The organism is Roseobacter sp. EG26 (assembly GCF_049830555.1).
In the GTDB taxonomy this organism is placed as follows: domain Bacteria; phylum Pseudomonadota; class Alphaproteobacteria; order Rhodobacterales; family Rhodobacteraceae; genus Roseobacter.
In genome coordinates this window covers 356,432-380,274 of record NZ_JBNBLH010000003.1, presented here as the reverse complement: position 1 = coordinate 380,274, position 23,843 = coordinate 356,432, and the positions used below count along the sequence as shown (strand labels likewise).

The 23,843-nt window shown below is 55.7% G+C and carries 21 protein-coding genes; 11 read left to right on the top strand and 10 right to left on the bottom strand.

What is annotated here, in order from left to right:
* Positions 1-51: 51 nt before the first annotated feature.
* From ACOTTU_RS09725 to gyrB, 8 genes are all read left to right on the top strand, one after another.
* Positions 52-828, top strand: coding sequence for an enoyl-CoA hydratase (locus tag ACOTTU_RS09725; protein WP_425657672.1), 777 nt, complete (start codon positions 52-54; stop codon positions 826-828).
* A 106-nt stretch (positions 829-934) separates the two neighbouring features.
* The gene (locus tag ACOTTU_RS09720) at positions 935-1,999 is read left to right on the top strand and encodes a PAS domain-containing sensor histidine kinase (RefSeq protein ID WP_425657670.1); all 1,065 of its coding nucleotides are present in this window, start codon (positions 935-937) and stop codon (positions 1,997-1,999) included.
* A gap of 186 nt (positions 2,000-2,185) precedes the next feature.
* Entirely contained in the window at positions 2,186-2,449 is a 264-nt protein-coding gene (gene rpsT, locus ACOTTU_RS09715; RefSeq protein ID WP_298916350.1) for a 30S ribosomal protein S20, read from the top strand.
* A 525-nt stretch (positions 2,450-2,974) separates the two neighbouring features.
* Positions 2,975-4,339 (top strand): chromosomal replication initiator protein DnaA, encoded by a 1,365-nt coding sequence (gene dnaA / locus ACOTTU_RS09710; protein ID WP_298916348.1) that lies wholly within the window; start codon positions 2,975-2,977, stop codon positions 4,337-4,339.
* A gap of 144 nt (positions 4,340-4,483) precedes the next feature.
* On the top strand, positions 4,484-5,602 hold the full coding sequence (gene dnaN / locus ACOTTU_RS09705; protein WP_298916345.1) for a DNA polymerase III subunit beta: 1,119 nt from the start codon (positions 4,484-4,486) through the stop codon (positions 5,600-5,602).
* Between the two features lie 41 nt (positions 5,603-5,643).
* Positions 5,644-6,747: a DNA replication/repair protein RecF gene (recF, locus tag ACOTTU_RS09700; protein WP_425657667.1), complete on the top strand. Its 1,104-nt coding sequence runs from the start codon at positions 5,644-5,646 to the stop codon at positions 6,745-6,747.
* Positions 6,744-7,364 carry a LysE family translocator gene (locus ACOTTU_RS09695; RefSeq protein WP_298916335.1) on the top strand — a complete coding sequence of 207 codons (621 nt, stop codon included), beginning with the start codon at positions 6,744-6,746 and terminating at the stop codon, positions 7,362-7,364. The genes recF and ACOTTU_RS09695 overlap by 4 nt, the downstream gene beginning before the upstream one ends.
* Positions 7,365-7,442: 78 nt before the next feature.
* Complete coding sequence (gene gyrB / locus ACOTTU_RS09690; RefSeq protein ID WP_425657664.1) at positions 7,443-9,857, top strand: DNA topoisomerase (ATP-hydrolyzing) subunit B; 2,415 nt, start codon at positions 7,443-7,445, stop codon at positions 9,855-9,857.
* Between the two features lie 45 nt (positions 9,858-9,902).
* Here gyrB and ACOTTU_RS09685 read toward each other — a convergent pair whose 3' ends face one another.
* The 7 genes from ACOTTU_RS09685 to ACOTTU_RS09655 all read right to left on the bottom strand — a co-directional run bounded on the left by ACOTTU_RS09685 (position 9,903) and on the right by ACOTTU_RS09655 (position 16,975).
* A complete protein-coding gene (locus tag ACOTTU_RS09685) occupies positions 9,903-11,273 on the bottom strand; it encodes an FGGY-family carbohydrate kinase (protein ID WP_425657662.1) in 1,371 nt (456 codons plus the stop codon).
* Positions 11,270-11,587 carry an L-rhamnose mutarotase gene (locus tag ACOTTU_RS09680; RefSeq protein ID WP_425657660.1) on the bottom strand — a complete coding sequence of 106 codons (318 nt, stop codon included), beginning with the start codon at positions 11,585-11,587 and terminating at the stop codon, positions 11,270-11,272. Before ACOTTU_RS09680 ends, ACOTTU_RS09685 begins: the two co-directional genes overlap by 4 nt.
* On the bottom strand, positions 11,584-12,579 hold the full coding sequence (locus ACOTTU_RS09675) for an ABC transporter permease (RefSeq protein ID WP_425657659.1): 996 nt from the start codon (positions 12,577-12,579) through the stop codon (positions 11,584-11,586). The genes ACOTTU_RS09680 and ACOTTU_RS09675 overlap by 4 nt, the downstream gene beginning before the upstream one ends.
* Complete coding sequence (locus ACOTTU_RS09670) at positions 12,576-13,559, bottom strand: ABC transporter permease (RefSeq protein ID WP_425657657.1); 984 nt, start codon at positions 13,557-13,559, stop codon at positions 12,576-12,578. The genes ACOTTU_RS09675 and ACOTTU_RS09670 overlap by 4 nt, the downstream gene beginning before the upstream one ends.
* On the bottom strand, positions 13,556-15,061 hold the full coding sequence (locus ACOTTU_RS09665; RefSeq protein ID WP_425657655.1) for a sugar ABC transporter ATP-binding protein: 1,506 nt from the start codon (positions 15,059-15,061) through the stop codon (positions 13,556-13,558). Before ACOTTU_RS09665 ends, ACOTTU_RS09670 begins: the two co-directional genes overlap by 4 nt.
* An 81-nt stretch (positions 15,062-15,142) precedes the next feature.
* The gene (gene rhaS / locus ACOTTU_RS09660; protein ID WP_425657653.1) at positions 15,143-16,135 is read right to left on the bottom strand and encodes a rhamnose ABC transporter substrate-binding protein; all 993 of its coding nucleotides are present in this window, start codon (positions 16,133-16,135) and stop codon (positions 15,143-15,145) included.
* 36 nt (positions 16,136-16,171) lie between these two features.
* The gene (locus ACOTTU_RS09655; protein ID WP_298916311.1) at positions 16,172-16,975 is read right to left on the bottom strand and encodes a DeoR/GlpR family DNA-binding transcription regulator; all 804 of its coding nucleotides are present in this window, start codon (positions 16,973-16,975) and stop codon (positions 16,172-16,174) included.
* Positions 16,976-17,151: 176 nt separating this feature from the next.
* Here ACOTTU_RS09655 and ACOTTU_RS09650 point away from each other — a divergent pair, with 176 nt between their 5' ends.
* Together ACOTTU_RS09650 and rhaI are read left to right on the top strand one after the other, a co-directional pair.
* Complete coding sequence (locus tag ACOTTU_RS09650; RefSeq protein ID WP_425657651.1) at positions 17,152-19,254, top strand: bifunctional rhamnulose-1-phosphate aldolase/short-chain dehydrogenase; 2,103 nt, start codon at positions 17,152-17,154, stop codon at positions 19,252-19,254.
* A 10-nt stretch (positions 19,255-19,264) separates the two neighbouring features.
* Entirely contained in the window at positions 19,265-20,539 is a 1,275-nt protein-coding gene (gene rhaI, locus ACOTTU_RS09645) for an L-rhamnose catabolism isomerase (RefSeq protein ID WP_425657650.1), read from the top strand.
* A gap of 42 nt (positions 20,540-20,581) precedes the next feature.
* Here the strand turns inward: rhaI and ACOTTU_RS09640 are convergent, their stop codons facing one another.
* Positions 20,582-21,385 carry an enoyl-CoA hydratase gene (locus ACOTTU_RS09640; RefSeq protein ID WP_425657648.1) on the bottom strand — a complete coding sequence of 268 codons (804 nt, stop codon included), beginning with the start codon at positions 21,383-21,385 and terminating at the stop codon, positions 20,582-20,584.
* A gap of 49 nt (positions 21,386-21,434) precedes the next feature.
* Entirely contained in the window at positions 21,435-22,391 is a 957-nt protein-coding gene (locus ACOTTU_RS09635) for a fatty acid desaturase (protein WP_425657646.1), read from the bottom strand.
* Positions 22,392-22,553: 162 nt separating this feature from the next.
* On the opposite strand from ACOTTU_RS09635, the gene ACOTTU_RS09630 reads away from it, so the two are divergent.
* A complete protein-coding gene (locus ACOTTU_RS09630) occupies positions 22,554-23,381 on the top strand; it encodes a transcriptional regulator (RefSeq protein WP_425657644.1) in 828 nt (275 codons plus the stop codon).
* 21 nt (positions 23,382-23,402) lie between these two features.
* Here ACOTTU_RS09630 and ACOTTU_RS09625 read toward each other — a convergent pair whose 3' ends face one another.
* Positions 23,403-23,825 carry an acyl-CoA thioesterase gene (locus ACOTTU_RS09625; protein ID WP_425657643.1) on the bottom strand — a complete coding sequence of 141 codons (423 nt, stop codon included), beginning with the start codon at positions 23,823-23,825 and terminating at the stop codon, positions 23,403-23,405.
* Positions 23,826-23,843 lie beyond the last annotated feature (18 nt).

Sequence of the window (23,843 nt, the reverse complement as noted above, 5' to 3'; positions counted from 1 at the left end):
AACTGCGTGTTACAGACTCGAATTTCCTGACAACAACCGAGAGCTTCCTTAATGGCCTATGAAACGATCATCGTTGAAGTAGAGAACCATGTGGCCCAGATCACGCTGAACCGGCCAGATGCCCTGAATGCCCTGAATGACGAATTGATGAAGGAACTCGCGAATGCGCTGAGTGCGGCACAGGACAACGAAAAAATACGCTGCATCATCATCACAGGGTCGGAAAAAGCTTTCGCCGCAGGCGCGGATATCGCGATGATGAAGGACAAGAGCTTTGTCGAAGCCTTCTCGGGTGATTTGTTCACGCCGGAAACCGACCAGATCATGCGGGTGCGTAAACCGATCATCGCGGCTGTGTCCGGCTATGCCTTGGGTGGCGGGTGCGAACTGGCGATGATGTGCGATTTCATTATCTGCTCAGAAACCGCGAAATTCGGCCAGCCCGAGATCAATCTGGGCGTTGTTGCCGGGATCGGTGGCACGCAACGTCTCACGCGCATCATAGGCAAGTCCAAGGCCATGGACATGAACCTCACGGGCCGGTTCATGGACGCCGAAGAAGCTGAACGATCCGGTCTGGCATCTCGCGTGGTACCCTGCAAGAAACTGCTCGAAGAAGCCCACGGTGCCGCGCAAAAAATTGCAGAGAAATCCATGGTGTCGGTGATGGTGGTGAAAGAAGCCGTCAACCGTGCCTATGAGGTGCCCCTGCGTGAAGGGCTTTTGTTTGAACGCCGCATGTTCCATTCGCTCTTTGCCACCGAGGACCAATCCGAGGGCATGTCGGCCTTTCTGGAAAAACGCGAAGCACAGTTCCGCGACAAGTAGAGCGGCAAGCTGTGGTCGGATTCCGACTGCGCTGCACCCAGATGCCCGCATTCAACATTGATTTATGAAATTATCCCACATATTCATTCACCCTTAGGTTGATTGGATGGGGAAGCTGGTGGGCGGACAGATCGACAAAGAAAGCCTGACCTGGCGGGTGACACCTGACCTTCTGGGCATTCTGGATAAGACGGGTGTGTTTACGCATACCAACCCGGCGTGGTTCAAGACTCTGGGGCGGCTGCCGGAAGATATCGAAAGCAGGTTGTTTTTCGACTTCATTCACCCGGATGACATCCCCAAAGCCGAACAGGCATTTGTCGACATCCAAAACGGCATGCCCATCCTTCAATTCGAGAACAGATACCGACACAAGGATGGCAGCTATCGCTGGCTCTCCTGGAACGCAGTGCCTGAAGACGATTTGTTTTTCTGTAATGCCCGAGACATCACAACCAGCAAGGAGAACGAGGCGAGGCTCAAAACCAAGGACGACGAAGCACGTTTGCGCGAGCAGTTCATCGCCGTTCTGGGCCATGATCTGCGCACGCCCCTTGCCGCCGTCAGCGGCGCGATCTGGAGTGCGCTGCGACAGGAACAGACAGACAAATCCCGTAAGCTTCTGATGACCACGGAGGCATCGCTGAACCGAATGAGTGAGCTGATCTCGAACGTCATGGATTTTGCGCGGGCGCGACTGGGTGGAGATATCGGAATTGAGGTCAAGGAAATCGCAAGCCTTACACCGGTGCTGGAGCAAGTGGTGCAGGAAATACGGCTGTCTCATCCCGGCGTGATCCTTATAGAAGATTATCATTTTTCGGATCAGCTTGAATGCGATACCGACAGGATCGGCCAACTGTTCTCCAACCTTTTATCCAATGCCGTTTTTCACGGCGACCAGTATGAACCCATTCGCATCCGGGCATATGATGATGGTCAGGATTTTGTGCTGACCGTCACGAATTTCGGAAAGCAGATACCTGCACCGGCTCAGGAGAAGATGTTCGAACCGTTCTCCCGGGCGGAAGTACAAAAATCGCAAAACGGGCTGGGATTGGGGTTGTTCATCGCCAAACAGATTGCCCTGGAACACGGCGGAACACTGACTGCCAGTTCGGATGAAATCGAAACCACCTTCAGCCTCACTCTGCCTCGGCGCATGCACTGAGCTTCAGCAGGCGCAATGCGCATGCAAATTCCGGTTTGCATTTGCTGCGGTCTTCTTTATAGACCGCCCGATACATGCGCGTGCAGCCCGCTCAGGCTAGAATCACCTCAGGACGATATTGTCCGGTCAGGGTTTGGCGTCGCGCCTTTGAAATTGAGACAACAAACCCGAGAAGGTCATTCACGCATGGCAAATTCGCCCCAAGCTAAAAAGCGCGCACGTCAGAACGAAGCGCGTTTCCAAGTCAACAAAGCACGTCGTTCACGCATCCGCACCTACCTGCGCAAAGTCGAAGAGGCGATTGCGTCCGGCGACAAGGACGCCGCATCCGCTGCATTGAAAGCTGCGCAGCCGGAACTGATGCGCGGTGTGACAAAAGGTGTCTTCCACAAAAACACGGCAGCGCGTAAAGTTTCCCGCCTGTCTGCACGGGTTAAAGCTCTGGGTTGAGCCACCTTGTGATTCTACTCGAAAAAGGCGCCGCGAAATCGGCGCTTTTTTGCATTATTGAGACTCCTCTCCCCCCGGCCAGAGATTCTTTTTTGAAAATTCAGAGTCAAGAATGAAGTTCAGTTGCCGTGCCGCTCACGAACTTGCTACCAGTGTAGTGCGATTCATTTCGCCATGGGGGGACAGGCTCTGAAAGTTCAAGCCGCACTGCTGCGGTCATAAGAACATCAGGGACTGAGTGTTGCATAACATGCAATGCGTTCAGTCTGCGAACGTTGCCAATACAGCGTTTTGCCCTGTCAAAAAAAGTGCGGACGGTGTCGTCTGATTTGATGCGGAGCCTTGAGCGATCAGGGCGCTTGTCGGTCGGGCTTTGCCTAATCGTAGTCGAGCGGCAGTTAGCCATCTGTCTCCTTTTCGAAGGGACAGAGAAGCCACTTGTCGTCTGAAGATAAGAGGCGGCGCGGCCATCCAAAAATGGAGTTGCGTCTGAAATTGGAACGCTAGAGGGAAAACAGGTCAAACATGACTAAGGACAAATGGGGGCAGCTGAGGCAGCGGCTGCTGAAGACGGTAGGTCAAAACAACTATACTAACTGGATCGAACCAATTGAGTTTCGCGCAGCAGACGATGGGATCGCAACTTTTGATGTGCCCACGAACTTTCTCGGAAACTACGTCAATCAGAACTTCGCAGATTTGATTCTGCACGAATTGAAAACCGAAGACCCGACAGTGAAACGGTTGAAATTTGCGGTACCGGCGGTTGTCATGGCCGGTGAAGAGCCCGCAGAACCCGCACCCGTTGCCGCCCCCAAGGCAGCTCCAAAGCCTGCGTCTCGAAGCGCGCTTGCCACGGCGCCGCTCGACAAGCGTTTCACCTTTGACACCTTTGTGGTTGGCAAGCCGAACGAGCTGGCGCATGCGGCAGCGCGCCGTGTTGCCGAAGGCGGGCCAGTGACTTTCAATCCGCTGTTCCTCTATGGCGGTGTCGGCCTTGGCAAAACCCATTTGATGCACGCCATTGCCCATGAATTGCGTCAGCGTCGGCCTGATCTCAATGTTCTCTACCTCTCTGCCGAGCAGTTCATGTATCGGTTTGTCCAGGCTCTGCGTGATCGCAAGATGATGGATTTCAAGGAAATTTTCCGCTCGGTCGATGTTCTGATGGTCGATGACGTCCAGTTCATCGCCGGTAAGGACAGCACACAGGAGGAGTTTTTCCACACCTTCAACGCGCTCGTCGATCAGAACAAGCAGATCATCATCTCCGCCGACCGCGCACCGGGTGAAATCAAAGACCTCGAAGATCGGGTGAAATCACGCCTGCAATGCGGCCTTGTCGTCGACCTGCATCCAACCGACTATGAGCTGCGCCTCGGCATTCTGCAAAGCAAGGTGGAACAGCAGCGGATCAACTATCCCGGGCTGGAGCTTGAGGCAGGTGTTCTGGAGTTTCTCGCCCACCGCATCTCGACAAATGTGCGGGTACTGGAGGGCGCTTTGACCCGGCTCTTTGCCTTCGCCTCGCTTGTCGGCCGCGAGATCAACATGGAGCTGACGCAGGATTGTTTGTCAGACGTGTTGCGGGCCTCGGAGCGCAAGATCACGGTCGAAGAAATCCAGCGCAAGGTGTCGGACCATTACAACATCCGTCTGTCGGACATGATCGGACCCAAACGGTTGCGCTCCTACGCACGTCCGCGTCAGGTGGCAATGTATCTGTGCAAGAAGATGACGAGCCGATCACTGCCTGAAATCGGGCGTCGTTTCGGCGGACGCGATCACACCACGGTTATGCATGGTGTCAAACGCATCGAGGAACTGAAAACCCAGGACGGTCAGATCGCCGAAGATCTCGAACTGTTGCGCCGCGCGCTGGAAGAATAGTCACACTACCGACCTGTGGCCTCTCAATGGGGCCACAGGTCTTGACGCCTTGCCCGTATCCTAAGACAAACCAATAAAAGTCTTGTGAAGTCGGTGGAACCGGGTAATTTGCCTTTCCCGACTGGTGGGAAGGATAAAAACATCATGAAGATCAGCATCGAACGCGCAGCCCTGCTCAAAGCGGTGTCACAGGCCCAATCCGTTGTTGAGCGGCGCAACACAATTCCAATTCTCGCCAATGTGCTGATCGAGGCCGAAGGCAGCGATGTTTCCTTCCGGGCAACCGATCTCGACATTGAAGTTGTGGACAAGGCACCGGCTCAGGTGGAACGCGCAGGGGCCACTACCGTTGCGGCCACGACGCTGCACGAGATCGTCCGCAAGCTGCCAGATGGGGCCTTGGTCACGCTGACCGCCGATGGTGCAACCGGCCGATTGACGGTCGAGGCCGGTCGCTCGAACTTCTCGCTTGCGACACTGCCGAAAGAAGACTTCCCGGTCATGGCTTCGTCGGAATATGCGTCGAATTTCTCCGCCGCGGCCCCGGTGCTGCGCCGGTTGTTTGACAAATCGAAGTTCGCCATCTCTACCGAAGAGACACGCTATTACCTGAATGGTGTCTACATGCACGTCTCCGACGCGGAAGGCGGCCAGGTTCTGCGCTGCGTGGCGACGGATGGGCACCGGTTGGCGCGGATTGATGCGGATTTGCCCGAAGGTGCTGCGGATATGCCGGGTGTGATCGTGCCCCGTAAAACGGTTGGGGAGCTGCGCAAGCTGCTCGAAGATGATGAGATGAAAATCGCGGTTTCCGTATCCGAAACCAAGGTGCGTTTCGCCACGCCGGACATTACCCTGACGTCCAAAGTGATTGACGGCACTTTCCCCGACTACACGCGCGTCATCCCGCAAGGAAACACCCGTAAACTGGAAGTGGATGCCAGCGATTTTGCGCAGGCTGTGGACCGCGTCGCAACGGTGAGTTCCGAACGGTCCCGCGCGGTGAAACTGCAACTGGACGAAGACCGCCTCGTGCTCTCGGTCAACGCGCCGGACAGCGGTGCGGCGGAGGAAGAACTGGCCGTCGCATATGGGGATGAGCGGCTGGAAATTGGGTTTAACGCCAAATACTTGCTGGAAATCGCCAGCCAGGTGGATCGTGAAAACGCGGTTTTCATGTTCAACTCCTCAGGCGATCCGACGTTGATGCGCGAAGGCAATGATCAATCGGCTGTCTATGTGGTCATGCCGATGCGCGTGTGACCTGCCCCGCCGCGTAAAACTCTTATTCGCAAGGTGATGTCGTGACACTGGCGCTGACATCTCTCACCCTGTCGCATTTTCGATCCCACAAAATTGGGCGAATGACATTGGATGCGCGTCCTGTGGCTCTTTTTGGATCGAATGGCGCGGGAAAGACCAATGTACTTGAAGCGGTGTCGCTTTTCTCTCCCGGGCGCGGTCTGCGGCGGTCCAGCGCAGAAGACATGACGCGGCGACCCGAGGCATTGGGGTGGAAAGTTACCGGACTGCTACACTCCCTGCACCAGATGCATGAGATCGACATCTGGTCGGAGGAAGGGGCCGCACGCCAGATCAAGATTGACAGCAAAGCGGCCCCCCAAACGGCGCTTGGTCGCATTGCACGGGTTTTGTGGCTGATCCCGGCGATGGACAGGCTGTGGATTGAAGGCGCAGAAGGACGCAGGCGATTTCTCGACCGCATGACGCTGAGCTTTGAGCCTACCCACGCAGAGGCGTCGCTCACCTATGAACGCGCCATGCGGGAGCGTAACCGCCTGCTGAAGGACATGGTCCGCGATCCGGCCTGGTACGGCGCTTTGGAGAACCAGATGGCGCAGGCGGGAACCGCGATCAACACCAACCGTCTGAACGCGCTTGCGCAGCTCGCAGAGGCACAGAAAGGGGCCGCAACAGCGTTTCCGGCGGCGGATCTGACCCTCATTCATTCTGATGGGGATTTACCTGACACAGAGGATGATCTGCGGGCCGCACTTGCCGACAATCGGAACCGTGATCTGGCGGCTGGGCGCAGTCTCATCGGCCCGCATCGCGCTGATCTGACAGGCGTTTACAGCGCCAAGGATGTGCCCGCGAAAGACTGCTCCACAGGTGAGCAAAAAGCACTTCTGGTCTCCTTGATCCTGGCCAATGCCCGCGCCCTGACACGTGATTTCGGCGCGCCGCCCTTGCTGCTGCTGGACGAGGTTGCGGCCCATCTGGACGCAGACCGTCGCGCAGCACTTTATGATGAAATCGTTGCTCTCGGCGCGCAGGCCTGGATGACCGGCACAGGACCAGAGCTTTTCGACACACTGGATTCCCGCGCGCAATATGTCGAGGTTCGCGAACAGAATGGCATTTCGGAGATCGTTCAAAAGTCATGACCATCACATTGGCCGATCTCCTGTTATATTCCGGCGCGCTGGTCATCCTGTTTCTGACCCCCGGCCCGGTCTGGCTCGCCTTGATGGCACGGGCTTTGTCTGGCGGGTTTCAGGCCGCCTGGCCACTCGCACTGGGGGTCGCACTCGGCGATATCCTGTGGCCTCTGGTCGCGATCCTGGGCATCTCCTGGATTCTGTCGATCTTCGATGTGTTCATGACCATTCTGCGCTGGGTCGCCTGTGGCGTTTTCATAGGCATGGGCGCGCTGCTCATCAAACATGCACGGCAGGAAATCAGCACGGACAGTAGGCTCACCCGCCCGGGGCTCTGGCCCGGATTTATCGCAGGTATTGTCGCAATTCTGGGAAACCCCAAGGCCGTTTTGTTTTACATGGGTGTCCTGCCGGGCTTCTTTGACCTTCGCAACGTTTCTGCAATCGATATCTCTGCAATCATTGGCGTGTCGGTGGCGATACCAATGATCGGCAATCTCGTTCTGGCCGCTTGCGTCGGTCAGGTTCGCTCCATTGTGACCGCCCCCAGGACACTTGCCCGCATCAATATCACGTCGGGCTTGCTGCTGATTTTGGTCGGTGTGCTTATCCCCCTCATCTGACACAAAATATTGTGCCAATTGCGTGACATCCCGCGCCAAAAATCGTATAAAATCGCAAAAATACGAAGGTGTAGCGGCATGTCCGACAACGAGCAATCGCCAGAAGAATATGGCGCCAATTCCATCAAGGTTCTCAAAGGCTTAGAAGCAGTTCGAAAACGTCCGGGCATGTATATCGGGGACACGGATGATGGCTCCGGGCTGCACCATATGGTTTATGAGGTTGTCGACAACGGTATTGACGAGGCATTGGCCGGTCATGCGGACGCCGTCACCGTCACAATTCATGAGGATTCCTCTGTTTCAGTGAGCGACAACGGGCGTGGCATTCCAGTGGGCATCCATGAGGAAGAAGGTGTTTCTGCGGCCGAAGTGATCATGACGCAGCTGCATGCAGGGGGTAAGTTCGACAGCAATTCCTACAAGGTCTCCGGCGGTCTGCACGGTGTCGGCGTATCCGTTGTGAACGCGCTCAGCGATTGGCTTGAACTGCGCATCTGGCGCGAGGGCAAAGAGCACGTCGCACGGTTTGAAGGCGGTTTTACCACCAATCATCTTGAAGTCGTGGGGCCGACCGACCGAACGGGCACCGAAGTTCGTTTCATGGCTTCGACAGGGACATTCTCCAATGTCGAATACTCCTTTGAGACATTGGAAAAGCGGTTGCGGGAGCTGGCGTTCCTGAATTCCGGCGTCCGGATCATTCTGGTGGACGAGCGCCCGGCGGAACATCTGCGTTCGGAACTCTTTTACGATGGCGGCGTCAAGGAGTTCGTAAAATACCTCGATCGGCACAAATCTTCGGTCATGCCAGAACCGATTTTCATTACCGGTGAGCGGGATGACATCGGCGTCGAAGTGGCGATGTGGTGGAATGACAGCTACCACGAAAACGTCCTGCCCTTTACCAACAACATCCCTCAGCGCGACGGCGGCACACATATGGCCGGTTTCCGGGGCGCTTTGACCCGCACGATCAACAACTATGCGCAATCTTCCGGGATCGCCAAGAAGGAGAAGGTGTCGTTCACCGGAGACGACGCGCGCGAAGGGCTGACTTGCGTGCTGTCCGTAAAGGTCCCGGACCCAAAGTTTTCCAGCCAGACCAAAGACAAGCTTGTCTCCAGCGAAGTGCGCCCGGCCGTCGAAGGGTTGGTGAACGAGAAATTGGCCGAATGGTTTGAAGAAAACCCCAACGAGGCCCGAATTGTCGTGTCCAAGATCATTGAAGCTGCGCAGGCGCGGGAAGCCGCGCGCAAAGCCCGTGAATTGACGCGTCGGAAAACCGCCATGGATGTGAATTTTCTCGCGGGCAAGCTCAAGGACTGCTCAGAAAAAGACCCTGCCAAAACGGAAGTTTTCCTCGTGGAAGGCGACTCAGCCGGCGGGTCCGCGCAAACCGGTCGGGACCGTCAAACACAGGCGATCCTGCCGCTGAAGGGTAAAATCCTGAATGTGGAGAGAGCCAGGTTTGACCGGATGCTCGGCAGTCAGGAAATTGGCAATCTGGTCATGGCCCTTGGCACCGGCATTGGCCGCGATGAATTCAATATCGAGAAACTGCGCTACCACAAGATCGTCATCATGACGGACGCCGACGTGGACGGCGCGCACATTCGCACGCTGCTTCTGACATTTTTCTACAGGCAAATGCCGGAGTTGATCGAACAGGGGCATCTCTTTATTGCACAGCCACCGCTCTACAAGGTGTCTCGCGGGAAGTCTGAGGTTTACCTCAAGGATCAGGCCGCGATGGAGGAATATCTGATCAACCAGGGGATCGAAGGGGCCATGCTGAAGCAGGGCAATGGTGAGGAAATCACCGGGCAGGATTTGATGCGCGTCGTCGATCTGGCCCGACAGATGCGCCGTGTGTTGGACGCCTTTCCCACCCACTATCCACGTCACATATTGGAACAGGCTGCGATTGCCGGTGCTTTCGCGCCGGGCGTGGTTGATGCAGACCTGCAAGGAACCGCTGACAAGGTCGCAAACCGCCTGAACCTGATTGCCGCCGAATACGAACGTGGCTGGCAGGGGCGGATTACGCAGGATCATGGCATTCGGCTGGCGCGTATCCTGCGAGGTGTCGAAGAAGTGCGAACGCTGGATGGCCGTATCCTGCGGGGCGGTGAAGCCAAGCGCACTGGCACCTTCACACAGAGCCTGCAGGAGGTGTACAATCTGCCTGCAACCCTGATCCGCAAAGACCGTATGCAGTCTATTCTCGGGCCAATGGACCTGTTGGATGCGATCCTGCAAGAGGGTGAGAAAGGGCTGTCGTTGCAGCGCTACAAGGGCCTGGGTGAGATGAATCCAGATCAGCTATGGGAAACGACGCTGGACCCGGATGCACGCACACTTTTACAGGTGAAGGTGGATGACATGGCGGAAGCCGACGACCTCTTTACCAAGCTGATGGGCGATGTGGTCGAGCCTCGCCGGGAATTCATTCAGAAAAACGCCCTGAGTGTCGAGAATCTGGATTTCTAGATTATTCCTTTGAAATCAAGTTGATGAAACGCAAAGGAATAGATCTTAGTCGACCGCCGCGCGCCATGCTTCTGCGTAGCGCCGCATATTTTTGCTGTGTTTCAGCGTCTTCACACGTTTAACATCAAGAGCCCTCGTGGATTCTGAAAACAGCATAGCGGCGCCAATTGCCGTTCCGGTCTTTGCAGCGGCAGCATAGGTGTTTTGCCCCGTCGCTGCCGCAAGCATTTCCAGGAATAGTTGGTTTTCAGCAAATGGCCCTTCCACGAAATTGTCGCCACGGCCCCCAGAAATTTCCAAACATGTGGCCGTCATCATCGCCAGATACAATGCCAAGGCGGCCGCGCGGGTTGGCTCCCCAACAGCCGGTTCCACACCGACCCAGCGGGATTGCATGCCCTGATACGGGCCCGTGTCCGCTACAATTGCAGGCAACAGCATGATCTGATTTTCCAACACCTTGGTCAAAGCCGCGTCGGTCACCCCGGCAGGCTTGTCTCCTTGTCCGATGTCAAACTCTCGCCCACCCATGAACCTTACCGAGGGCACAGCGTGCCCAAACGCGTTGACATTTAACAATGCGTCCCGCTTGGGGTCCGGGCGGACATCAGTGCCCCCGATGCTCATGACGATCACCCAGGTCCCTGTTGAAACAACATTGAAGGGCGGGTGGTGCCGAAGAACATAGGGCAACAATGAAGCGTTGGAATCGTGAATTCCGCAAGCCACCGGAACCCCCGGCCTCAGGCCTGCAAATTGCGCGATATCCGGCAACACCGTGCCCAAAACATCACCGGGTTTTCGGACGGGCGCGAGTTTTTCCCGAATGCCAAGCCTGTCCACCAGTACAGACAAACGGCCCGACCGGGGTTTCCATAAATCCGTGTGACACCCCATGGAGGTCACATCGCTGGCGACAACGCCCGTCAGCCGGTGCCCCCAATATTGCGGGTAGGTCAGGATGCTGGCTGTTCGATCATGCAAACCAGCATCACGGGAAAACTGCCAATGCAATTGCGCGCCTACGTTCAATCCACCGGCAAGCCTGGGCGATCCGGTTTCTGCAAAAGCAGGGCGCAGAGCATCATATTCGGCGGCGCTCTCTTCGGGACCGTCGTGTTCGTAGTCGAGAATGGGAGTTGCCAACGACCCGTCTTCGGCGAGCAGTGCCGCACTGGCACCATGCGTCGTTACCGAAACCGCGTCGATCCCATGATCATCCTGCAACGTGGACAACGCCGACAGAATGAAACGCCAATGGCCTTCGGTATCAAAATGTGGATAGGGCGGGCCGGGTTTGACGATATTGGGCCGGGTGAGAACGGCCAGCTCCTCACGTTCCTCAAGATCGACAAGCGCCACTTTTACATTGGTTTTTCCAACATCAATGACCGCAATGTTGCGCGGCCCGGTCATGGCAAATGAAACAATCGCACGAGTGGCTGCGCAACCGGTTCATTATCCTCAGCAACCTCCATGATGTCGGACATATGCGCCCACCAGCGCTGCATGACCGGGTGGTTTGGCAATTCATCCATTGTGTGGTTCTGGCGCCGCGTCAGGACGCCAATCAGCAGATCGCTTTCCGGGTCGAGCCAGATATCGTAGTCGCTGATACCCGCGTCATGCAGCAGGTCGACCAACTCTGACCAGATCTCATCATGACGCCGCTTGTACTCTGCCTGCTTGCCAGGGTGCAGCCGCATGCGAAACACGTATCTTTCGCTCATGTTTTCCGCCTCTGCGACCATAGTCGCCACAATCTTGGTAAAGCGATGACCCCGATCAGCAACAGGCCAATGAAGATCGACATCACAATACCGGGCACATTCAAAAGGCCCAGTCCAAAGGTCACCAACCCCATCACGCAGGCCGCGATAACGACGCCGGGAATACTGCCCGATCCCCCCAGAATATTAACCCCGCCCAGAACCACCATTGTGACCACCTCAAGTTCCATTCCCGTGGCAATGGAGGGACGCGTGGACCCGAGCCGCGACGTCAGACAGACAGCGGCCACGCCTGACATCAGTCCGGTCAGCAGAAACAGAATGAACTTGATACGCTGTACCCTGATCCCGGAAAACATCGCTGCCGTGGGGTTGTTGCCAATGGCAAAAATCGCGCGCCCGAAATTCGTCTTGTGCAAGACAACGCCATATAAAAGCGCCAGAAGCGCAAAGAGCACCAATTCGAAACTGATGACCCAGAAAACGTATCCCTGCCCAAAATAGGCAAAAGAAGGTGGATATCCACGAAAGGCACCGTCACCCAGAATAATGTAGCTGATGCCGCGGAAAAGGCTCATGGTTCCGATTGTGACAACAATTGAGGGCAAGCCCAAAACCGTGACAAACACGGCATTGAAGGCCCCGCACAACAGCCCCACCAGCAAGCCGATCAGGACCAGTTCTGGTGTGCCGGCACCCCATTGCATCGCCAGTCCCATTGCAGTCGATGCAAGCGCAATGATCGAGGCAACCGATAAATCAATCTCGCCCGAGATGATCAGAAGCGCCATCGCAAAGGCAATCATGGCTTTTTCAGTGAAATTGAATGTGGCGTCCGACAGGTTCCAGGCATTCAGGAAATACGGCGACGCAAAAGAATTCAGCACAAAGATACCAACCGCGACCAGCAGCAGCAGCGTTTCCCAACTGCGCAGTAATTGAGCGCCGCGCCCGGTCAGCCGGTCGGGAATATGACGGTCTGCAAGGCTCATGTGGTGGTTTCCGCTTCGCGCAGGATGATGCGGCCCTTGGACCGGCTTGACTGGGCGTTCAAGACCACGGCGACCAGAATGGCACTACCGGAGATTGCCAACTGCCAGAACGGAGAAATGTTCACCACCGGCAGGGCGTTTTTGACGATACCCAAAAACACGGCGCCCAGAACCGCACCACCTACCGAGCCAATGCCGCCAGCGATGGAAATACCGCCGATGACACAGGCCGCCACGACTTCGAGCTCAAACCCCCCGGCGATATCCACGTAAGCCACCGCATAACGGGCGACCCAAAGGTATCCGGTCAGCCCTGCGAGCGCGCCCGAGATGACAAAAGCGGCGCATTGCGTCCGGCCCACATTGATACCTGCATAAACGGCTGCATGGGGGTTGCCGCCAACAGCAGAAAACGATCGCCCCAACGGCGTGCGGGACATCATCAAACCAATGATTGCGATACAAAAAAGGGCAATCCACGAAAGAACGGGCAACCCCAGAAAGACAGCACGCGGGAAACCGGTAAAGGCGGGGCTCATCTCATGGGCATTCACCCATTTGCCATCTGACAGCAGGAAAATGATACCTCGGAATATCGTCATCGTGCCTAGCGTGACCACGATGGGCGGTATTTCCAATTTCCACACCAGCACGCCATTGATCAAGCCCATGACTGCGCCAAGCGTGATCGCAATGGCAAGAATAAACGGCACGGGAAGTCCCGGAAAGGCTGTGTTCAACATGGCAACCGCCATACCTGTCAGCGCAAGATTAGCGGCCACCGACAAATCGATACAGCGGGTGAGAATGACGACCATCTGGCCTAAGGCCAGGATGATCAGCGGCGCCGTATCATTAAAGACATCACTCAGATTGGCAGGTGTGACAAACCCGGAAAAACGGCTGGCAATCAGGACCAGCATCAGCCCGATGGCCAATGATAAAACGCTCTCGCGCGATCTGATCCATCGTCCCGTCATGCGGCGGTTTCCACAATCCCGGAAGCATGGCGCACGAGTTCTTCCGGGGACAGATCGTCTCCCGAAAGTTCCGCCACGATGCGGCCCTCACGCATCACGATCACCCGGTCCGACATCCCGATAATCTCGGGAATTTCTGAGCTTACCATGATGATCGACAGGCCCTGGGCTGCCAGTTCGGACATGAATTCATGAACCGCTGCCTTGGATCCGATGTCGATCCCCTTGGTGGGTTCATCCAGAATGATCACCTGGGGCCGTGTTGCCAACCACTTGGCAATGACCACCTTCTGCTGATTCCCGCCTGACAGATTCCCAACCTCCTGATCCAATGAGGCGGCCCGCAGGTCCAGCCGTTGGGTGTATTCGCGCGCCAGTTCGAATTCTTTGGCCATATGCAAGAATCCGTTCCGGGAGGTGTTGCCCAGCGATGGCAACGTCACGTTTTGAAAGATCGGCAGACCGATGATGGCCCCTTGTTTGCCGCGGTCCTCGGGGACATAGACAATACCATTGGCGATGGCATCCGCCGGGGATCGGATGGATTTTTCGGCGCCATTGATCCTTGTCGTGCCATGGGATGGCCTGGTGATGCCAAAGAGGGATTGCATAAATTCCGACCGCCCCGCGCCAACCAGCCCGTAGAACCCAAGGATTTCGCCTTTACGCAGCTTAAACCCGATATCTGCAAATTCAGTTGGATGTGCATAGCCTGCGACTTCGAGCACGTCTTCCATGGGGTGCGGATCGCGTTTCGGGTAAATCTGATCCACGGCGCGTCCGACCATGAGCTGAACCAATTCCGCTTCCGTCACCTCCGAAATACGGCCCTCGCCCACAAGTTCGCCGTCGCGAAATGCGGTGTAGTTGTCCGCAATGTGGAAAATCTCATCAAATTTATGGCTGATGAACAAGATCGCTTTGCCCTGAGCTTTCAGTTGTTCGATCAGTACAAAAAGTTCGCGTATTTCCTTCTGGCTCAGGGCAGCCGTCGGTTCGTCCATGATCACGACCCGCGCGTCGATGGAGAGCGCGCGCGCAATGGCCACAAGATGTTTGCTCGCAATCCCGAGATCTCTGAGACGTGTAGACGGGTCGATCTGAGCACCGATTTCAGCCAAAAGCTCTGAAGCACGGCGATGGGTCTCGGCGCGGTCAATCAATCCCCATGAGGTGCGCGGTGCATGTCCCAGGAATATATTCTCCGCGACCGACAGCTCATCGAACAGAACTGTTTCCTGATGAATGGCCGTGATGCCGGCCCGGGTTGCATCGTGCGCCGTGGCAAATCTGGTGAGCTTGCCGCCAACCCGTATCACCCCGTCATCCGGTTTATAAATGCCGGTCAGAACCTTGACGGTCGTTGATTTCCCGGCACCGTTTTCACCAACAAGCGCCGTCACTTCACCCGGATAGAGGTTCAGCGTCACGTCAGATAATGCGCGAACACCGGGAAAGGTCTTTGTGATACCGTCCAGCGATACAACAGCGGCCCTGCTCATGAGAGTGCCCTTCAAGGATGCAAGAGTGGAAAGGGACATCGGCGCTTTGAATGGCACCGATGTCGCCAAGATCGCGCCGGATCAGAAGATAGATTTGAAGGCGTCGATGTTGCTCGCGTCATAGACGAAGGGGTCAGCCATGGCGCCTTCATTATTATCGTCGAGTTTCAGGCTGCCCATCCGGCCCATTGGGATTTCAGCACCCGGGGCGGCTTCGGCGCCATTCTTGCTGATTTCATACGCCAGCATCGCGGCGGAATACCCCAGATCGATCGGATTCCAGATGGCGAAAGACTGCGACGCACCACTTTCGATGGCACCCGCCATTTCGGATGGCAGACCAAGGCCGGTCACATTCACCTGACCCACTTTTCCCGCATCAACAACCGCCTGTGCCGCGGCCACGATCCCTACAGATGTGGGTGCAATGATCGCATCAAGGTCGGGATATGTCTGCATCAGCCCGGTTGCCTCGCGATACGATTTATCTGCAAGGTCATCCCCATAGACAGTAGATACGACATTGATGTTGGGATAATCGCCCATCACCTTGGTCATCTCGTCGATCCAGATGTTCTGGTTGGTCGAGGTTGTCGTCGCTGACAGAACAGCAACGTCACCGCCTTCGGGAAGGTGGTCTGCTGCAAGCTTGATGATCATGTTCCCGATCAAAGGATTGGACGACGGGTTCAGATGCAGCTGGCGACCCTCTGGTGCCACACCTGAATCCCAGCTGATCACAGTGATGCCGCGCTGCATCGCTTTCTTCAACGCCGGGACCAAAGCGTCAGCATCATTGGCGGACACGGCAATCGCATCGACATTCTGCGCGATCAGAGCGTTGATCACCTCGATCTGACCTTCAGCGGTTGTATCTGTCGGCCCGGTATAGATGATCTCGACATCTCCCAGCTCCGATGCCGCTTCCTCCGCGCCCTTGGCCGCCGCTTCGAAAAACCCGATCCCAAGCGCCTTGACGACCAGCGCAATTCTGACGTCTTCGGCTTGTGCCGCACCAGCCGCAAACGTGGCCACGGCTGCAACCGTCGTCAGTACTCTTTTCATGACACTCATATTGGTTCCTCCCTTGAGCGTTTCTTGATCGGTGGCCTAAGACGCCACCCCTTCTTTCTGAATTGCATTGGTGGTCGCGACGACCAGCTTGATATCTGCGGCATCCAGCATCGCGGCCGTGCGATCCGTAATACCGTCATCGGTGATGATCGTATCGATCTTTTCCAGGGGGCAAAGCACAAGGCTCGAACGGTTTTCGAACTTGGTGCTATCGACCAGCACGATCAGCTCATCTGCCTGACCAATCAGTTTTTGTTCCGCCTGGATCAACAGCGGATCCGCTTCCATAAGACCAAGTGGGCCGATGCCCTGCGCGCCCATGAACATCCGGCGCGCGCAGAAATTTCGGGTCACGTCATTGTCAAACGGCGACAGGATGATGTTTTGCTCGCGGTAGATAATGCCACCAGACAACAAGACGGTATTCTTGCTGTTTTTCAGGAGATGTTCTGCAATGGGAAACGAGTTGGTGAAAACCTGCAACCGCCGGGTCGCAAGCGGATGCACCATCTGGAATGTGGTCGTGCCGCCGTTGACGATAATTGCATCCCCATCCTCACAGATATCCACTGCGGCAGCGGCAATCGCCTGCTTTTGCGCGATGTTCATGGTTTCGTTGACCGAAAACGGCCGCCCGGCCAACCCCACAAAAGGCGCGGAGTTCAACGCCTCTGCCCCACCTCTGACGCGGCGAAGTTTTTTCTGCGCATCCAGCGTATTAATGTCACGCCTTACGGTCGCCTCTGACGCGCCGGTCAACGCACAAAGGTCCGGAACGGTCAGCACGGAACGGTCCTGAACCGCCGAGAGAATGACGCGATGTCGATCATTTTCGTGCATGGAATCCTCCGAACCTCATCACATCCTGCGTCGTGAGGGCATTTTTTGTCAATCATTTATTTTCACTAGCGCTCAATTTGATATACAGTATGACTGATATTGATTGTTTGTGATTGACATTTTGACACAGGCGCGCCAGCCTGTCGGGCAATGGATATCACCCGATGGAGAGTTTGATGCTCAGGACCACGCCCGCTGACAGCCTTGAAAACAAATGGGATGATGTTCGCGCTCAGCAGATGTCCGAAGCCGAGAAACTGCTCTATCGCTCCAACCTATTGGGTTCCGACAAAAGAATTACGAACTTCGGGGGCGGCAATACATCTGCCAAGGTCACCGAAACGGATCCACTTACCGGAGCTCTTGTGGATGTGCTTTGGGTCAAAGGCTCAGGCGGAGATGTCGGGTCGATCAAGATGGACGGGTTTTCCACGCTTTACATGGACAAGCTGAGTGCTCTGAAAGAGCTTTATCGCGGTGTGGACTACGAAGACGAAATGGTCGGCTATCTGCCGCATTGCACCTTCAATCTGAATCCAAGAGCCGCCAGCATAGATACGCCTTTGCATGCTTACGTTCCTGCAAAACATGTCGATCACATGCACCCCGATGCGATCATCGCAATTGCCGCCGCGAAGGATAGCAAGGCTTTGACCCGGAAGATATTCGGCGATCGCATTGGTTGGCTGCCCTGGAAAAAACCGGGTTTTGAGTTGGGGCTCTGGTTATCCGATTTCTGCGACCGCAATCCCGATGCGCAGGGTGTCGTGCTGGAAAGCCACGGCCTTTTTACCTGGGCCGATGATGCAAAAGACTGCTACGAACTCACCCTGAAAACCATCCAAACAGCCATGGATTGGTTTGCCGAAAATTCAGCTGGCTTGGCGGCTTTTGGTGGCGCGCTTCACACGGCGTTACCTGCCGAGGAGCGCGATCAGGTCGCCGCGCGCCTGATGCCCGTTATCCGAGGCATGATCTCCGGCCAGCAGCATATGGTCGGGCATTTTGAAGATACTGAAACAGTGCTGGAATTTGTAAACGCCAAAGACATGACCGCGCTGGCGGCGCTCGGCACGTCGTGTCCCGATCACTTCCTGCGGACCAAAATCCGTCCACTTGTTGTGGATTTCGACCCGTCAAATCCGAATCTGGAAAAGACGGTCAAAGGGCTCGAAGAGGCCGTAGCCGCTTACCGTCTGGACTACACCGCCTATTATGACCGGTGCAAACACAGCGACAGCCCGGCAATTCGGGATCCGAACCCGGTTGTCTATTTGGTCCCTGGTATTGGGATGATCACCTTCGCCAAGGACAAGGCCACGGCGCGTATCTCTGGCGAATTCTACATCAACGCCATCAATGTGATGCGGGGTGCGTCAACCGTATCGACCTATCAGGGTTTGCCGGAACAGGAAGCTTTCGACATAGAATATTGGGTGCTGGAAGAAGCCAAATTGCAGCGGATGCCGAAGCCAAAATCAATGGCAGGTCGTGTGGCACTTGTGACCGGTGGCGCAGGCGGGATCGGCGCTGCAACGGCGGAGAGATACCTGAAAGAAGGTGCCTGTGTCATGCTGGCGGATATCGACGAGGACGCATTGGCGGATACGGCTGAGCGCCTCGCCTCGCAATATTCGGCTGATGCCGTGCGCGCCGTGGCCATGAATGTGACCTACGAAGGCGCAGTTGCAGAGGCGTTTGCCCAAACAGCCCGGGAATTCGGCGGTTTGGATATACTGGTTTCAAATGCCGGAATTGCCAGTTCAGCTCCCATTGAGGAAACTTCGCTTGATCTGTGGAACAAGAACATGTCGATTCTCTCGACAGGGTATTTTCTGGTCAGTCGGGCAGCGTTCAAGATGATGAGCGCTCAAGGTCTGGGCGGCGCGCTGGTCTTTGTCGCATCGAAGAATGGTCTGGCGGCGTCGCCCAACGCATCGGCCTATTGCACCGCCAAAGCATCCGAAATTCATTTGGCGAGATGCCTAGCTCTTGAGGGTGCGCCAAAGGGTATTCGGGTCAACGTGGTCAATCCTGACGCCGTTTTGCAAGGGTCCAAGATCTGGTCGGGTGACTGGTTGAAAGAGCGTGCAGCGACTTATGGCAAGGACAAGGAAGGGCTTGAGGCCCACTATCGCGAGCGATCATTGCTAAAGCGATCCGTCTTTCCTCAGGATATTGCAGAAGCGGCCTATTTTCTGGCCTCTGATCTGTCTTCAAAGTCGACCGGCAACATCATCAACGTGGACGCCGGGAACGTTCAGGCTTTTACCCGTTGAGGAGCTGCAAATGATCCATCAGGACACCATCGAACAAAGCAACGACGCTTTGATACCCGAACTTCACGCCGACTACGACGGCTTGGGGGAACATCTGGACCGCCGCGGGATAGATATCGCCAGCATCAAGGAAAAGGTGGCAAACTATGGTGTGGCCATTCCCAGTTGGGGTGTCGGGTCAGGCGGGACGCGATTTGCCCGTTTTCCGGGCCCCGGGGAGCCACGTGACATATTCGACAAGCTTGATGATTGCGGGGTAATCCATCAGCTGGCGGGTGCGACCCCTTCGGTGTCTTTGCACATCCCATGGGATGAGAAACCGGCGTCGGATCTCAATTCGAAGGCTGAGGAAGTCAGATTGGTATTCGATGCCATGAATTCCAACACGTTCCAGGACCAGGAAGGCCAGGCGCACAGCTACAAATTTGGCTCACTGTCACACACCAACAAGGAAACCCGCACGCAGGCGATCGAGCATAACCTCGCTTGCATCGAACTTGGCCGTCAAATCGGTTCCAAAGCTCTGACGATCTGGGTGGGCGATGGATCGAACTTTCCCGGACAGGCGAATTTTACCCGCCAGTTTGAGCGATATCTGGACGCCACGCGGCAGGTCTATGCGGCGCTGCCATCAGACTGGACGCTGCTGACCGAACATAAAATGTTCGAACCTGCGTTTTACTCCACGGTCGTTCAAGACTGGGGAACAAACCTGCTCATTGCACAGCAACTGGGTCCAAAAGCCAAATGCCTCGTCGATCTGGGCCACCATGCCCCCAATGTGAACATCGAAATGATCGTCGCCAGACTGACCCAATTCGGCAAACTCGGGGGTTTTCACTTCAATGACAGCAAGTACGGTGATGATGATCTCGACACCGGCAGTATCGATCCCTACCGGTTGTTTTTAGTATTCAATGAGTTGGTTGAGGCGGCGTCCGATCCGGGTTTTGCACCAACGCATATGCTCGATCAAAGCCACAACGTGACAGATCCGATTGAAAGCCTGATGGTTTCGGCCATGGAGGTTCAGCGCGCATACGCCCAGGCGCTTCTGGTCGACCGAGGGGCCTTGGCATCCTATCAAGAGGACAATGACGCTTTGATGGCCACTTCAACGCTGAAGAACGGGTTTCGCACAGATGTGGAGCCGATTTTAGCCATGGCCCGGTTTGAGAAAGGCACTGCAATTGACCCTGTTGCGACCTACCGAGCTTCCGGCTACCGGGCGAAAGTCGCGGCGGAGCGTCCTGCTGCCGCCGGTACCGGCGGGGGGATTGTTTGATACTAAGCCGCCCAAAGCATCGCAAAAACGACTTATTAGAGACTAGTTTTCTGCCCAGTCGGGCATCGGTTCTTTGTTAAGAAACGCCTTGATGCCGGCTTCGGTATCCCGGGCCATCATGTTTTCGGCCATCGCCGCGCCGGCAAAAGCATAAGCCGCATCCAAACTCATTGTTGCCTGCTTGTAAAAGCCCTCCTTGCCGATCTTTACGGCGACGGGTGCCTTTGACACGATTTTGGCTGCCATCGCGCGGGTCGCTTCTGAGAGTTCGCTCTCTGGCACTGCCTGGTTGATCAAGCCCATCTCGACGGCGCGCGCAGCGGGTTGAAACTCCCCCAGAAGCAACATTTCCATCGCCATTTTACGCGACACACTGCGCGACAAAGCCACCATCGGTGTGGAACAGAAAAGGCCGATGTTCACCCCGGATGTCGCGAATGTTGCGGTATCTGCAGCAACCGCCAGATCGCAGGTCGCCACCAGTTGGCATCCTGCTGCTGTGGCAATGCCCTGCACCTGCGCGATGACCGGTTGCGGTAACTGCGTGATCGTCAACATCATGCGGGAGCAGGTCTCAAAGAGACTGTTGAAATAGGCTTGGCCACCATCAGCGTCGCGGCGCTGCGCTGTCATTTCCTTGAGATTATGACCGGCACAGAAATGCGACCCTGCGCCGCGAAGTATGACCACTTTGATGGATTTGTCGGTCGCGATTTCATCCAAGGTAGATTGCAGCGCTGCGAGCATGTCTTCCGACAATGCATTGAGCGACTTGGGATGATTCAACGTGACCGTGCCAATCCCATCGGATTTTTCCAGTAATACGGGCGCGTCAACGTGGTCCATAATCGATCCTTTTGAGCAGACACATTTGGAGCATCAAAACCGGAATTGATCAGATAGGCAATGTCGGGTCCCGGGATGGGTGATCATTTCCTATCGCAGTCTCCGGCCAGAGATTATGCGGGACCGGATCCTTGGTCCTGACCAAAAAGAGGCGTGCGATCTGACCATATGATCGATAGGCGTACCCTCCATTCCGTTCGAGAAAATCAGAACGTCGGGCCGCGTAGTAGGAATGCAATTTATACCAAGCCAGGCCCGGACAGGCATGGTGCACAGCGTGAAGGTTGTTTTTCAGGAACAGGAACGACAAAGGCCCGCGATCTTCGATGATGACACTGCGGCAACGTGCTTTCTCATGGGCTCGGTGCTCAAGGAAGGTCCGGATTTTCAGGATCGAGTGGCTGAGATAGGCGGATAACGCATAAAGCCAGAACGGCATCTCTGCCACGGACATCCACCAGAGCAGGACAGGAACCAACCCGGCGAGGTGAAAAAAATAGGCGTTGATGATGCTGCGATCGCCTTTGAGCATCGCCACTATGTCGAGCTTGTAAAAGGACAGCAATCCAATGACCGGCCCGATCATTACCCGCCCCAGGAGGGTGTTGTTCCATGTGTAGAGAACCCGCCGGGCAAGGCACCAGTTCGCCCAAACCGCTGGATCAACGAAATTGGTTTCCGGATCATCATACGGGTCTGTCAAAATCGGATCGTGATGGTGCGCCAGATGGGTGTCGCGAAACCGGTGATAGGGGATCGCCAGTCCAAGTGCCGGAAACACCAGCGCCGTGTTCAGGCGCGTATCCTTGAAAGGGTGGCCGTGCAGAACTTCGTGGCTGAAAGACGAATAAAGCGTTAGCGCCAATGTCAGTATCAGCCCGGCGAACCAGGGGCCCAAGACGTCATATTGCGCCGTTGCAAAAGCAAATCCTATGTAGCAAAGCGCTCCAACTATCAGCGTCGGCCATTCAACCAACCGAACCCGCATGGCTATAGTCGTCGCCAATTCGACCCATCCTTCTGGCATAATCACAGATTAATTTCCCCACATATATTCTTCGGGTCATCCGGAATTGGTGCAAGAGCGTGGATTTGTTATTCTTGTATTAAATATGCAGCGTTTAATGAATTATGTTGTGTATCCACAACAAAAGTGCACATTCGCAGTATGGATAAACGTGATCTTTCCACAAACTTCAAATCACGCCTGTCGCAGGTGCTCGCCTCCCATCCGGCTGGTAAAGGTCATTTCCTGAAGTCGGTAGGTATGGATCGCTCTGCGCTCAGCCAGTTTCTCAATCCCGATTCTGATCGCCTTCCAAGAGCGGAAATGCTGCGGCGCATAGCACAGGTTACCGGGGTTTCCGTGGATTGGTTGCTCTGTCTTGAGAACGCGCCCGAAGGGCGCCAGGAAGTTGCCGCAAGTGTACATATTGAAAAAGCCGTTCAGGCAGACGGCTCCACGCCCCTTGATCAATGGCGGAGGGAAGCTTCGGGCTTCAAACTGCGATATGTACCGTCGACATTGCCGGATATGGTAAGCCTGTCACCGGAAGCGGCAGACACAAACGCCGATGCGCGTGGTGGTGGCGTTGAGAATGTTCTGGAACGTATCTCGCTTGACGATCTGGACGTGGAGATCGCTATGCCCATTCAAACGCTGAAAGATCTGTCGGCGCGCACGGGGCTTTGGCGCGGAGCGGAGGCCCAGACATGTCGCGCACAGCTTGCGCACATGGCCCGCGTTTGCCGTGAGAACTACCCCGCTCTGCGGTTGCACCTTTACGATGGCACCGAGACCTTCTCTGCCCCATTTACCGTCTTTGGCAAACAGCGTGTGGCGCTCTATATCGGCGATGCGTATCTGATGGTCAGCAGCCCCGATCAGGTACGTGGATTTTCCCGACAGTTCGACCGGTTGGTGCGACGCGCGACCATTGGTTCTGACCGCGTTCACGAGGTTATCGAAGCGCTTGCAGATGCCGTGCGCGGTTAAATTTCCGCGAAAGACAGCGGGTCAACCTTCGACGTTCAGAAACGCCTGCATGCGATCCCTGATCTTTTCAGACCATGGCACGGGACGACCTGTTTTCATATGAACAGAGACCAGCACCGGTGTTGCGGTCATTCGCAACTGATCGCCGCAATGTGCCTCAATATGCAAATGCGCTGACGTACGGCCCAGCTTCTTGACAATCAACGTCCAGGTCAGGACATCTCCCATTTTGCTGGGGGCTGTAAACTCCGCACCGATAGAGACCGTCGGAACCCCATATCCGGACTCCAAATGCATCTGGGAAAAGGAATGCTGTAGCCCAACCTCATGCCATTCTTCGACGGTCTGATTGACCATCTCGAAATAGCGGGGATAGAAAACGATGCCAGCCGGGTCACAATGCTGGAACAACACTTTGATGGTATGCGCGAAAGTCTGAGCCATAGCCGTCACCCTGACGCA

Excerpts from the sequence above, each read along its gene's own strand:
- ACOTTU_RS09725 (WP_425657672.1), top strand. The coding sequence starts at position 52 with ATGGCCTATGAAACGATCATCGTTGAAGTAGAGAACCATGTGGCCCAG.
- ACOTTU_RS09720 (WP_425657670.1), top strand. The coding sequence starts at position 935 with ATGGGGAAGCTGGTGGGCGGACAGATCGACAAAGAAAGCCTGACCTGG.
- rpsT (WP_298916350.1), top strand. The coding sequence starts at position 2,186 with ATGGCAAATTCGCCCCAAGCTAAAAAGCGCGCACGTCAGAACGAAGCG.
- dnaA (WP_298916348.1), top strand. The coding sequence starts at position 2,975 with ATGACTAAGGACAAATGGGGGCAGCTGAGGCAGCGGCTGCTGAAGACG.
- dnaN (WP_298916345.1), top strand. The coding sequence starts at position 4,484 with ATGAAGATCAGCATCGAACGCGCAGCCCTGCTCAAAGCGGTGTCACAG.
- ACOTTU_RS09695 (WP_298916335.1), top strand. The coding sequence starts at position 6,744 with ATGACCATCACATTGGCCGATCTCCTGTTATATTCCGGCGCGCTGGTC.
- gyrB (WP_425657664.1), top strand. The coding sequence starts at position 7,443 with ATGTCCGACAACGAGCAATCGCCAGAAGAATATGGCGCCAATTCCATC.
- ACOTTU_RS09685 (WP_425657662.1), bottom strand. The coding sequence starts at position 11,273 with ATGACCGGGCCGCGCAACATTGCGGTCATTGATGTTGGAAAAACCAAT.
- ACOTTU_RS09680 (WP_425657660.1), bottom strand. The coding sequence starts at position 11,587 with ATGAGCGAAAGATACGTGTTTCGCATGCGGCTGCACCCTGGCAAGCAG.
- ACOTTU_RS09675 (WP_425657659.1), bottom strand. The coding sequence starts at position 12,579 with ATGAGCCTTGCAGACCGTCATATTCCCGACCGGCTGACCGGGCGCGGC.
- ACOTTU_RS09670 (WP_425657657.1), bottom strand. The coding sequence starts at position 13,559 with ATGACGGGACGATGGATCAGATCGCGCGAGAGCGTTTTATCATTGGCC.
- ACOTTU_RS09665 (WP_425657655.1), bottom strand. The coding sequence starts at position 15,061 with ATGAGCAGGGCCGCTGTTGTATCGCTGGACGGTATCACAAAGACCTTT.
- rhaS (WP_425657653.1), bottom strand. The coding sequence starts at position 16,135 with ATGAGTGTCATGAAAAGAGTACTGACGACGGTTGCAGCCGTGGCCACG.
- ACOTTU_RS09655 (WP_298916311.1), bottom strand. The coding sequence starts at position 16,975 with ATGCACGAAAATGATCGACATCGCGTCATTCTCTCGGCGGTTCAGGAC.
- ACOTTU_RS09650 (WP_425657651.1), top strand. The coding sequence starts at position 17,152 with ATGCTCAGGACCACGCCCGCTGACAGCCTTGAAAACAAATGGGATGAT.
- rhaI (WP_425657650.1), top strand. The coding sequence starts at position 19,265 with ATGATCCATCAGGACACCATCGAACAAAGCAACGACGCTTTGATACCC.
- ACOTTU_RS09640 (WP_425657648.1), bottom strand. The coding sequence starts at position 21,385 with ATGGACCACGTTGACGCGCCCGTATTACTGGAAAAATCCGATGGGATT.
- ACOTTU_RS09630 (WP_425657644.1), top strand. The coding sequence starts at position 22,554 with ATGGATAAACGTGATCTTTCCACAAACTTCAAATCACGCCTGTCGCAG.
- ACOTTU_RS09625 (WP_425657643.1), bottom strand. The coding sequence starts at position 23,825 with ATGGCTCAGACTTTCGCGCATACCATCAAAGTGTTGTTCCAGCATTGT.